This window comes from Hoyosella levis, from assembly GCF_026008515.1.
In the GTDB taxonomy this organism is placed as follows: domain Bacteria; phylum Actinomycetota; class Actinomycetes; order Mycobacteriales; family Mycobacteriaceae; genus Lolliginicoccus; species Lolliginicoccus levis.
Map to the genome: position 1 here is coordinate 235273 of NZ_BQYM01000001.1, position 11818 is coordinate 247090.

General features: G+C 69.0%; 7 protein-coding genes and 1 pseudogene. 4 read left to right on the forward strand and 4 right to left on the reverse strand.

The window, feature by feature from the left end:
• Window positions 1-17: 17 nt before the first annotated feature.
• Window positions 18-857: a shikimate 5-dehydrogenase gene (locus QC765_RS01115; RefSeq protein WP_278312573.1), complete on the reverse strand. Its 840-nt coding sequence runs from the start codon at window positions 855-857 to the stop codon at window positions 18-20.
• Window positions 850-4464, reverse strand: a complete 3615-nt coding sequence (cobN, locus tag QC765_RS01120; RefSeq protein WP_278312574.1) for a cobaltochelatase subunit CobN — start codon at window positions 4462-4464, stop codon at window positions 850-852. Before cobN ends, QC765_RS01115 begins: the two co-directional genes overlap by 8 nt.
• Window positions 4465-4870: 406 nt before the next feature.
• Here cobN and cobG point away from each other — a divergent pair, with 406 nt between their 5' ends.
• The 3 genes from cobG to QC765_RS01135 all read left to right on the forward strand — a co-directional run bounded on the left by cobG (window position 4871) and on the right by QC765_RS01135 (window position 9193).
• The gene (cobG, locus tag QC765_RS01125) at window positions 4871-6019 is read left to right on the forward strand and encodes a precorrin-3B synthase (protein ID WP_278312575.1); all 1149 of its coding nucleotides are present in this window, start codon (window positions 4871-4873) and stop codon (window positions 6017-6019) included.
• A 283-nt stretch (window positions 6020-6302) separates the two neighbouring features.
• A complete protein-coding gene (locus QC765_RS01130) occupies window positions 6303-7712 on the forward strand; it encodes a S8 family serine peptidase (RefSeq protein WP_278312576.1) in 1410 nt (469 codons plus the stop codon).
• Between the two features lie 176 nt (window positions 7713-7888).
• Window positions 7889-9193: a TMEM143 family protein gene (locus QC765_RS01135; protein ID WP_278312577.1), complete on the forward strand. Its 1305-nt coding sequence runs from the start codon at window positions 7889-7891 to the stop codon at window positions 9191-9193.
• A 17-nt stretch (window positions 9194-9210) separates the two neighbouring features.
• Here the strand turns inward: QC765_RS01135 and QC765_RS01140 are convergent.
• Window positions 9211-9636 (reverse strand): annotated as a pseudogene (locus tag QC765_RS01140) (ribonuclease H family protein); the annotation flags it as partial.
• A gap of 96 nt (window positions 9637-9732) precedes the next feature.
• Between QC765_RS01140 and QC765_RS01145 the strand changes: the two are divergent.
• Window positions 9733-11400, forward strand: coding sequence for a DUF7800 domain-containing protein (locus tag QC765_RS01145; protein WP_278312578.1), 1668 nt, complete (start codon window positions 9733-9735; stop codon window positions 11398-11400).
• A gap of 137 nt (window positions 11401-11537) precedes the next feature.
• Here QC765_RS01145 and QC765_RS01150 read toward each other — a convergent pair whose 3' ends face one another.
• Entirely contained in the window at window positions 11538-11780 is a 243-nt protein-coding gene (locus tag QC765_RS01150; protein WP_278312773.1) for a UBP-type zinc finger domain-containing protein, read from the reverse strand.
• Between the last annotated feature and the right edge of the window lie 38 nt (window positions 11781-11818).

The following is an 11818-nucleotide window of genomic DNA, read 5'->3' on the forward strand; positions in this document are numbered from 1 at the left end:
GTTACTGTGCCCAGGACCTACTGGTCGGGCTCCTCGCGGGAGAAGCGGGATGCCGCGGCGATCAGCTCGGGCGGCGGCTCGATGCCGGTATAGCGGATGAACTGCTCGGCAGCCTGCAGGGCGATCACCTCGGTGCCGGGGATGGCGGTGACGCCGTGGGTGTCGGCGAGCTCGAGCAACTCGGTGCGGGCGGGCATCGCGATCACGTCCAGCACCCAGTCCGCGGCCGAGACCTGCTCGGCGGTGAAGGGCAGGCCCGGCTGGTGGTCCATGCCGATGGGCGTGGCGTTGATGAGCAGCCCTGCCTGCTGGCCGGAGGTGCTGGCCCAGCCGTAGCCGTAGGTCTTCGCGAGGGCAGCGCCGGTGGACTCGTTGCGGGCCACGATGGTGACGTCGGCGAATCCGCTGTCGCGCAGGGCGGCGGTGACGGCCTTGGCCATGCCCCCGCTGCCGCGCACGAGGACCGGGGTGCTCGCGGGGATCTGGTTGCTGGCGAGCAGCGCGCGGATGGCGAGGTAGTCGGTGTTGAAGCCGGTGAGGGTGCCGTGGTCATTGACGATCGTGTTCACGGAGCTGATCGCGGCGGCGGAATCATCGATCGCATCGAGCAGCGGGATCACCGCCTCCTTGAACGGCATGGAGATGCTGCAGCCGCGGATGCCGAGCGCCCGCACGCCGCCGATGGCAGCGGTGATGTCCTCGGTGGTGAAAGCCTTGTACACATAGTCGAGACCGAGCTGCCGGTACAGGAAGTTATGGAACCGGGTGCCGATGTTGCTGGGCCGCGCGGCGAGCGAGATGCATAGCGTGGTGTCACGGGTGGGCAGGAATGCCTCGACGGTGCTGGCATCATGCATGGGCGCTGTCCCCTTCGAGGTTGCCCTCGCTGCGCAGGTAGGCATCCTTGAGCGCGGCGAGCGTGGCCGGGTCCGGCTTGGCCCACAGGCCGCGCTGCGCCGCCTCGAGCAGCCGCTCGGAGATGCCGTGCAGCGCCCACGGGTTGGATTGGTCGAAGAACTCCCGGTTCGTCTCGTCGAATACATAGTTGCTGGTGAGCTGCTCGTACATCCAGTCGTCCATGACGCCAGCGGTGGCGTCGAGCCCGAACAGGTAGTCCACGGTGGCGGCCATCTCGAAGGCACCCTTGTAGCCGTGGCGGCGCATCGCCGACATCCAGCGGGGGTTGACCACGCGCGCCCGGAATACCCGCCGGGTCTCCTCGTTGAGGGTGCGGGTGCGCACCGATTCTGGACGAGTGCTGTCGCCGACATACGCCTCGGGGTCGGTGCCGGTGAGGGCGCGGACGGTGGCGACCATGCCGCCGTGGTACTGGAAGTAGTCGTCGGAGTCCGCGATGTCATGCTCGCGGGTGTCGATGTTCTTCACCGCCACGCTGATGCGCCGGTAGGCGTCGCGCATGTCATCCCCGGCGGGAATGCCGTCGAGCCCGCGGCCGTAGGCGTAGCCGCCCCAAGTAGTGTAGACCTCGGCGAGGTCGGCGTCGGTGCGCCAGTTGCGGGCATCGATGAGCTGCAGCAGGCCCGCGCCGTAGGTGCCCGGCTTGGAACCGAAGATGCGCGTGGTGGCGCGCCGATGATCGCCGTGCCGCTCGAGGTCGGCCTGCACGTGCTTGCGCACATAGTTCTTCTTGCGTGGCTCCTCGAGGTCGGCGACCATGCGCACCGCATCGTCGAGCAGCGCGAGCACGTGGGGGAAGGCGTCGCGGAAGAACCCGCTGATGCGCACAGTGACGTCGATGCGCGGGCGGCCTAGCTCCTCGAGCGGGATGACCTCGAGGGACCGGACCCGCCGCGAGGCCTCGTCCCACACCGGTCGCACCCCGAGAAGCGCGAAGACCTCGGCGATATCGTCGCCGGAGGTTCGCATCGCGGAGGTTCCCCACACGGAGATGCCGACGTTGCGTGGCCACTCGCCGTGATCGGCCTGGTAGCGAGCCAGCAGCGACTCCGCCATGGCCTGCCCGGTCTCCCAGGCGAGCTGCGAGGGGATCGCCTTCGGATCGACGGAGTAGAAGTTGCGCCCGGTGGGCAGCACGTTGATCAGCCCCCGCAGCGGGGAGCCGCTCGGTCCGGCGGGTATGAAGCCACCGGCGAGGGCATGGAGGATGCGGGGGATCTCCTCGCGGGTCTCGCGCAGGCGCGGCACGATCTCCTCGCACGCGAACTGCAGGATCCGCGCCACCATCTCATCGTCGGTGAGCCTGCCGATGTGCTTGGGCTTCCACTTGCGCTCGGCGAGCTCGCGCAGCATCTCGCGGGCCTGCTGCTCGATCTCGTCGACCCGCGCGCGCGCCTCGTCGCCATCCTCGCTGAGCCCGAGCGTCTCGCGCAGGCCAGGCACCGATTGCTCGCCGCCCCACATCTGCCGGGCCCGCAGCATCGCGAGGACGAGGTCGACCTCCTCGTCGCCGCGCGGGCGACGGCCCAGGATGTGCAGGCCGTCACGGATCTGCACGTCCTTGATCTCGCAGAGCCAGCCGTCGACGTGCATGAGCATGTCATCGAACTCGGTGTCATCGGGGCGCTGCTCGAGGCCGAGGTCGCTGTCCATGCGCGCGGCCTTCATGAGGGTCCAGATCTGCTGGCGGATCGCGGGCAGCTTGGCCGGGTCGAGCGCGGAGATGTTCGAGTGCTCGTCGAGGAGCTGCTCGAGCCGCTGGATGTCGCCGTAGGTCTCGGCGCGGGCCATCGGCGGGATGAGGTGATCGACGAGCGTGGCGTGGATGCGCCGCTTGGCCTGGGTGCCCTCGCCGGGATCGTTGACGAGGAACGGATAGATGACTGGCATGTCACCGATCGCGGCGTCGGTGGCGCACTCGGCGGAGAGCCCCAGCGTCTTGCCGGGCAGCCACTCGAGGTTGCCGTGCTTTCCGAGGTGGATGAGCGCGTGCGCGCCGAACCCGCCATCCGCCTCTTTCGCGGCGAGCCAATGGTAGGCAGCGAGGTAGTGGTGGCTCGGCGGCAGATCGGGATCGTGGTAAATAGCCACGGGATTGGCCCCGAAGCCGCGCGGGGGCTGCACCATGATGACGAGGTTGCCGAACTGCATGGCCGCGACGACGATCTCGCCCTTCGGGTCCTGCGAGCGGTCGACGAAGAGCTCGCCGGGAGCTGGGCCCCAATGCTCCTCGACCGCCTCGCGCAGCGTCGCGGGCAGGGTCTTGAACCACTTGCGGTACTGCTTCGCGGGAACGCGCACCGGCCTGGCACCGAGCTGCTCCTCGGTCAGCCAGTCCGGATCCTGGCCGCCCGCCGCGATCAGCGCATGGATCAGGGCATCGCCGTCCCGCTGGGCCAGGCCTGGAACCGCATCGGCACCATGCTCGGGCCCGATGTCATAGCCTTCCTCGCGCAGGGCCTGCAACAAGGAGATCGCGCTCGCGGGGGTGTCGAGCCCCACGGCGTTGCCGATCCGCGCATGCTTCGTCGGGTAGGCCGACAGCATCAGCACGACGCGCTTGCGATGGGGGCTGATGCGGCCGAGCCGCGCATGGTTGACCGCGATGCCCGCCACCCGCGCGGCGCGCTCGGGATCGGGCACATACGTCGAGAGGCCGTCGTCGTCGATCTCCTTGAACGAGAACGGCACCGTGATGATCCGCCCATCGAACTCCGGCACCGCCACCTGCGTGGCCACATCCAGCGGGGTCAGGCCGTCATCGCTGGCCTCCCACTGCGCGCGCGGAGAAGTCAGGCACAAGCCCTGCAGGATCGGGATATCGAGCGCGGCAAGCTCGGTGACGTCCCACGCCTCGTCGTCGCCGCCCGCCCCGGCCGAGGCTGGCTTGGTGCCCCCGGCCGCGAGCACCGTCACCACCATCGCGTCGGACTGCCCGAGGGCATCGAGCAGCGCCGGGGAGGCCGCCCGCAGCGACGCACAATAGATCGGAACCGCGTGCGCCCCCGCGGCCTCGATCGCATCGCACAACGCATGCACATAGCCGGTGTTTCCGGCGAGGTGCTGGGCCCGGTAGTACAGCACCGTCACGGTCGGCACGTCCGCGGGCAGCTCGGCAGGATTGCGCTCGAGGTAGCCCCAGTCCGGCAATGCTCGCGGCTCCTCGAAGCCCAGGCCGGTCAGTAGCACCGTGTCGGAGAGGAAGTTGTGCAACTGCGCCAGGTTCGCCGGGCCGCCCTGCGCCAAGTAGTTGTGCGCTTGCGCGGCCACCCCGCCTGAGACCGTCGACAGCTCCATGAGCTCCGCGTCCGGCGCGATCTCGCCGCTCACGACCACAACCGGCAGGCCCGAGGCCAGCACCGCGTCGATGCCGTCCTCCCACGCGCGCTTGCCGCCCAAGATGCGAAGCACCACCAGGTCCGCGCCCGCCAGCATGCCTGGCACCTCCGCCAGGTCGAGCCGCGCGGGATTCGCCAGCCGGAACCCGGACCCGCTCGCGCGAGCCGACAATAGGTCGGTGTCCGAGGTCGATAGCAGCAGTATCACGCGAGCCCTTCCGCAAGACGGATCCACCCAAGCCGGTGGACGCCCCGCATGCTACCCCGAAGCGCCGACGAAGTGACGGCCCGCCACCGGCGCGCTCGATGCCGTTCCCTGGGGACATCGGGAACGTCGATCGCCGCGTTGACGGGTGAGCCATTCCGTCCGCGGCGCGTGAACGATGAGCCATGCGGATCACCGCCGCGCTTGCTCTCCAGGATCTGCTGGTGATTGTCACCCGACACGCCGCGACACGCCTGGCCTGGGCGTGACATTGGCAAGCAGATAGCGCCCGGTCCCGCTCCGCCTTCGCGCGGCTCGGGCCCCGCCATCACCGCCGAGGACCGGCCGCGCGTGCGCGACAACCTGCACGCGCGCCTCCGCTAGCGCGGGCACGCCTATCCTGGGACAGGTGAGCACCACGCCCCCTGACCGCTGCCCCGGCGCGCTGCGCCTGCACGCCGCTGCCGACGGCGGGCTCGCCCGTATCCGGCTGCCGGGCGGGGCGATCAGTGCCGAGCAGATGGGCACGCTCGCGCGCATGGCGAACGAGCTGGGCAACGGCATCCTCGAGCTGACGGCGCGCGGAAATATCCAGGTCCGTGGTCTCGACGAGAATGAAGCCAGCTCCGCGGCCGCCCTCCTGCGCGATGCCGGACTGCTGCCTTCCGATGAGCACGACCGCGTCCGCAACATCCTCGCCTCGCCCCTCAGCGGCCTCATCGGCGGGTTCACCGACTCCCGTCCACTCGTCGCCACGTGGGACGAGCTGCTGCGCTCCGATGCCCGCCTCGCGGAGCTTCCCGGCCGTTTCCTCGTGGCCTTCGATGACGGCCGCGGCGACGTCGCTGCTCTCGACGCCGACATCACCGTCATGGCCTACGACGAGACCACCTCCGCGCTGCTTCTCCACGGCGAGGACACCCGCGTGAGAGTCGCCCACGATAAAGCCGTCGAGGCAGTTCATTCCCTCGCCCGCGCGTTCCTCCACCTCGCCGAGGGCGCTTGGCGGATCCGCGACATGCCGGCCCCCGCGCGCGACCGGCTGCTGAGCGAGGCCGGGCTCCAGCCGGACCTATCCCCCGGGCCCGTGCATCCGAGCGAGCGCCCCCAGCCCCCAATCGGCTGGTTCGCGCAGGAAGATGGTGATGTCGCCCTCGGCGCGGCCGTTCCCCTCGGGCGGCTGGGCACCCGCCTCGCCGAGTTCCTCGAAGCGATCGAGCGGCCCCTGCTGGTCACGCCGTGGCGCGGCATCGTCCTCACCGGTCTTGATGACTGGCGCGCCGAGCAAGTGGTGCGCGTCCTCGCGCCCATGGGCCTGGTGTTCGACGCTGAATCGCCCTGGGCACGCACGAGTGCCTGCACCGGCCAGCCGGGATGCGCGTCATCCCGCACCGATGTGCACGCTGATGTACGGCAAGCGGTCGCCGACGGCGAGCTCGCGGGCGGCCTGGAACCAGCGGGCGCCGAGCACTGGGCGGGCTGCGACCGGGCCTGCGGCGCGCCCCGCGGCGCAACGATCCGCATCGCGCAGGAGGACGGCAGCTACCGCGTTCGGTGATCCGCGGGCTGGCCGCGACGGCGCGATAGTGCGAAATACGACACCTCCAGCGCGGAAAGCTGTCGCTTTTCGCACACTCGCGACGGATACGGCGGATCCGGCGCCTCCCACCGGCACGCCACACCTCTCCAGGCCAGCCCCGCCGCGCCCAGTAAAGATCCACTCAAGGTGTGGTCACGATGCCGTGTCGGGCCGCGCGGATGGACGCCGCGGCACGATCCGCACACATACGATCCGTCCGGTATAGCCGTTTGTCTTCTCGGGTGACTGGAGGGTCTTGCACATGCGTCGACCATTGTTGGGCGCGATCTCGGCCGGGGTACTGGCCGCTGGCTTGGTGGCGGCGGGTGGCCCGTCCATCGCCCAGCCACCGGACGGCCCACCGCCGGGCGCGACTCCGGCCGCCGAGTCGTACATCGTGGTGTACGAGGGCGGGGTCCGGTCGCAGTCGAAGACCGTCGATCTCGAGCGCGAGCACGGGATAGCAGCAGAGCGACGCTTCAACCGCGTGTTCGACGGATTCTCGGCGCGCATGCCCGAGGCGGTGCGCGATCGCCTGGCGAAGGATCCGGATGTGGCATTCGTTGCACCCGACCGGGAAGTCCGTGCCGTCCCCGCGAGCGAGCCCATCGTTCCCGGGGACTCGGTGCCCACTGGCGCCCGGCGGATCGAGGCGGCCTCGAGCACGGCGGCAATGCCGGCGAGCACCGTCGGCGTCGCGGTCGTGGACTCGGGCATCGATCTCGCGCATCCCGACCTGACGTCGGTGGCGGGGGTGGATTGCACCACGTCGGGTGGCACGTCCCAGGACGCGAACGGGCACGGCACTCACGTAGCGGGCACGATTGGCGCGCGAAACAATGGCAGCGGCACCATCGGCGTCGCGCCCGGCACGACATTGTTCTCGGTCAAGGTGCTCGACCAGGATGGCGTCGGATCGTTCTCCCAGGTGATCTGTGGCATCGACTGGATCACCGCGAACGCGGCCACGCTCGGCATCAAGGTCGCCAACCTCTCGCTCTCGGGCGAGGGCAGCAATGACAACAACTGCGGAAACTCGAACAATGATGCCCTGCACCTCGCGATCTGCCGCTCCACGGATCAAGGAATCACGTATGTCGCGGCGGCGGGCAACGAGGACACAGGCTTTGGCAGCTCGGTTCCCGCGGCGTATCCCGAGGTCCTGACCGTCACCGCCATGGCCGATAGCGACGGTGCTCCCGGTGGCAATGGAGGGCGGCCATCGTGCGATCTCTCCGAGTCCGATGACTCTCCCGCGACGTTCTCGAACTATGCGGTCTCCACTATCGATAAGGCGCATGTGGTGGCAGCACCGGGAGCATGCATCGCCTCCACGAGGCTCGGCGGAGGCACGCGAGTCCTCTCGGGCACGTCGATGGCCGCGCCGCATGTGGCAGGCGTGGTGGCGCTGTGCCATGGAAGTGGCGGAGTGGCTGGACCGTGCGATGGCCTGTCGCCGGCACAGATCATTGACCTGGTGCGGGCTGACGCGCAGGCACGCGCGGCGAGCTACGGCTTCACCGGGGATCCGCGCAACTCACCGGGCACCCAGCACTATGGCTACCTCGTTGATGCCGAGGTGACCGCGACGGGCGAGCCAGGTCCGGATCCCGAACCAGAGCCCGAGCCCGAGCCCGAGCCCTGCATCCCCTCGGGAAGCGGCGGGTGCTGATCCGTTCCTCCTGATCCAGCGCCACCGTTGCACCAGGATCGCTAGGGCCCCGGGCATGACCAGCAATGGTCGCCGCCCGGGGCCCTGCGGCTAGGCTGGAGGTGTCGGAATCGGCCAGATTTTGTCTCCGCGCGACGTGCCGGGGGCGGACGAGGACAGGCAGAGGGAGCGTCATCGTGGTCCAGAAAGACAACCCGGAAGCATCCGACCCAGCGCGATCGCAAGGAGAGCGAGCGGGCGCGGAGCTCGAGAATTTCATCCCGTTCCGCAAGACGGCGGTGATCACCATGTGCGCCGACGAGTTGCCCGAGCAGGAGCGCGAGTCATTCCGGGAGCTCGCGACGATCCTAGCGAGCGTGCTGCACCACCGTTTCCATGCGCGCATCGAGCGGATCAAGGATTCCTACCACGTCCTCGACCCGCCGCCTGATCTCAAGCGCATCGCCGAGCCCGCCTGGCAGGACCGTGTCCGCGCGCAGGAGTCCCTCGAGGAGGAGCTCATCGAGCTCGCCGAGCGGGCCAACTTCACCCGCGTGACGGAAGAGGAGATGAAGCGGGCGTTCGAGGAGGAATCGCTGATCAAGGTGCGCCTCGAGGTCGATCGGGGCGATATCGATACCGCGATGTTCTTCCGGCGCGGCAGCTTCGAGCGGGAGCGGGAGGTCAAGTCCTTCTTCGGGCTGCGACGTCGCACGATCGCGTTCCGCAGCTATGCGAAGGTACTGGTCTACGTGACGTTCCGCGATGTCGAGCATTTCGCCGATCGTGACATCGAGGACCTGCCGTTCACCCCCGGCACCACGATGGTGAAGCTGTTCGAGAACGTTCCGCGCCACGACCTCGAGATGCTCTTCCCGAACGTCCGGGTAGCGATGCGCCCCATCGACAAGCTGCTGATCGGCGTGCCCGCGGTGATCTCCGGGATCATCGTGGTGGTGACGAAGCTGATTGCCTCGCTGGGTGTGCTGCTGCTGCTCATCGCATTCTGGCTGGGCTTCCGGGATCAGGCGGTGGAGCTTGACCAGGCCGCGCTGGTGACGATCGGTGCCGGGCTCGCGGCGTTCGGTGGCTACCTGGTGCGCCAGTTCAACAAGTTCAAGAATCGCAAGATCCAATTCATGAGCACGCTGTCGGAGAACCTGTACTTCCGCAACCTCGACAACGAGGTCGGAGTCTTCCACCATCTGCTCGATATCGCCGAGGAGGCCGAGGCCAAGGAGGCTATCCTCGCCTATCACTTCCTCCGGGCAGCACCTGAGCCACTCACGTCCAAGGAGCTGGACCAGCGCATCGAGGGCTGGTTCGCCAAGCGATGGAACGTGCGGTTCGATTTCGAGGTGCGCGATGGCCTGCGCAAGCTCCGCGAGCTCAATCTCGTCGAGGACCGCGACGGTCGGCTGGCCGCGATCCCGCTCGACGCCGCGAAGCGACGCCTCGACGAGCGGTGGGACCAGGTGTTCGACTACAACACGTCTGCTTAGCGACCCTAGGACTTTCCCGCTGCCGCGCGCGCAGCGGTGCCCGCGAGCTCATCGGCGATCTCATTGAACTCGTTGCCCGCGTGCCCGCGCACCCACTGGAACCGCACCGGGCCCTCCCGGTCGGTGATCGCAGCATCGATGGATCGGATCAGCTCGGCGTTCTTCACTGGCGAGCCCGCCGAGGTGCGCCAGCCGTTGCGCTTCCAGCCCGCGAGCCACACCGACACGCACTTGATCGCGTACTGCGAGTCCGACTCCACGAGCAGCGGATCCGGCCCGGGGTGCGAGCGGATCGCCTCGAGCAGCGCCATCAGCTCCGCGATCTGGTTCGTCCCCGACGACGCGCCACCCGACGATCGATCGCCGGTGTGGTTCACCCACGCCCAGCCGATCGCGCCACCAGGGTTCCTCAAGCAAGATCCGTCCATGCTCACCGTCATCACGAGCAGCCACCCTAGCAATAGCCCCGGCGTGAATCCTCATGCCACGCTCAGCCATGCCACAGGCCAGCGCGGGAGCGTTACGCCACAATAGAAGACGTGACATCAGCAAATGCGGGTTCCGCGAGCATCGTCCTCGGTCCGATCGTGCGCTACGTCAACACGACCGAGGCGACGATCTGGGTTCAAGCCAGCGCGGCGTGCACGGTCACGGTGCTGTGCGACGGGCAGGAATGCTCCGAGCCCACGTGGACCGTGCATGGTCGCCACTACGCGCTCGTACGGCTCACTGGACTCGCTCCGGGCCGAGCGCATCCCTACTGGGTGCAGCTCGACGAGAGCGCGGTGTGGCCCGAGCAGATCGAGGAGGCGCCCAGCACCATCCGGACCCTGCCGAGCACGACGCCCAGTGATCGGACTGCGCGGCCCGTGAGGATCGTGTTCGGCTCCTGCTACCGCACCGGCGGGCATGATCCCGCCAGCATCAAGGCGCTCGGCCCGGACGCCCTGGTCGCGCTGGCCCGGCGCATGCGCGACACCCCCGACGAGGAATGGCCCGACGCGCTGTGCCTGCTCGGCGACCAGGTATATGCCGACCTGCCGCCGCAGTCGCTCGCGGACTCCCTGCCCCGGGGCGAGGACGGCCTCCCGCGGGCCAGCACCTTCGATGACTATGCCGCGCTGTACGAGGCGGCCTGGTCGCAGCCCGATGTGCGCTGGCTGCTCTCCACCGTTGCCACCTGCATGATCCTCGACGACCACGACCTGCGCGACGACTGGAACACCTCGCAGTCCTGGCGCGAGGAGGCCAGCGCCCAGCCCGGGTGGGACGATCTCGTCACTGGCGCGCTGTCCTCCTACTGGGTGTACCAGCACCTCGGCAACCTCTCCCCCGCGCAGCTCGACGAGGATGCGGTGCTGCGGGCCGTGCTCGATGCCCCCACCGCCGAGGAGCGCGCGCGGATCCTTGATGACATGGCACGGCGGGCGGACAACGAGCCGGCGACAATGCGGTGGAGCTTCGTGCGCGACATCGGCCCCGCGCGCCTGCTCATGCTCGACACACGCTGCTCCCGATCCCTCGAGCCCGGTCGGCGGCGACTGATCGACGACGCCGAATGGCAGTGGACGCGCGAGCAAGTACTCGGCTCCGATGCCCGCCACATCCTGATCGGCACCTCGCTCCCCGTGCTGATGCTGCCCGGAATCCACCAGCTCGAGGGCTGGAACGAGGCCGTGTGCGACGGGCAATGGGGCCGGCGCTGGGTGGATCGCGGCGAGAAGCTGCGCCGGAGGATCGACCTCGAGCACTGGGGCGCGTTCCGGGGGTCCTTCCTCGCCATGGTCGACCTCGTCATCGAGGCAGCCACCAGTTCGCGCCCACCGGTCTCGGTGCTATGGCTCTCCGGCGATGTGCACTCGTCCTACATCGCCACCGCCACGCTCGACGATCATCCCGAGGTGCCCACCGCGATCCATCAGCTGACGATGTCGCCATTCCGCAATCCGCTGCCGCGCGGCGTGCGGTGGGCGAAGAAGATGCTCGGCTCGCGATTCACCGCCGCGGCCCTGCATGGCGTCGCCCGTCGCGCCCGCGTCGACGATGTGGGCATGGACTGGACGATCCCGCACGGGCCGTGGTTCGACAACGGCGTGATGACCGTGGAGCTCGACGAGCAGCACGCCCGCGCCCACATCGACCACGCGCCTGCTGGCCGCGATGCCCAGGCCGTGCTGCGCCGCACGCGGAGCGTGGCTCTTGCGTAGGCGGTCTGGCGCTGGGGCTGGCGCTGGCACCGGCCGCGAGAGTGCGGGCCCCAGCGCTAGCGAGTGTGCACAAAACGACACCTCCAGCGCGGAAACCTGACGTTTATCGCACTCTCGCAGGCGGCGCCCGCGCACACTCACGGGGCGCGCGTGACCTCGGTCTGGTCGAGGTAGCACCACGCCCACTGCTCCCCGGGCTCGGCGGATGCCGCGATGGGGTGGTCCTGCTGCTCGGCGTGCGCGGCGGCGTGCTTGCCGGGCGAGGAGTCGCAGCATCCGACGTGGCCGCACGCAAGGCAGGTGCGCAGGTGCACCCAGTCACGCTCGCCGAGCCGGAGGCATTCGAGGCAGCCCGCGCTCGAGGCCAGCACTGGCGCGATGGTGCTGGTGTGGTGGCAGGGAGTCGCGGGATCGGGCT

Excerpts from the sequence above, each read along its gene's own strand:
- QC765_RS01130 (WP_278312576.1), top strand. The coding sequence starts at position 6,303 with ATGCGTCGACCATTGTTGGGCGCGATCTCGGCCGGGGTACTGGCCGCT.
- QC765_RS01115 (WP_278312573.1), bottom strand. The coding sequence starts at position 857 with ATGCATGATGCCAGCACCGTCGAGGCATTCCTGCCCACCCGTGACACC.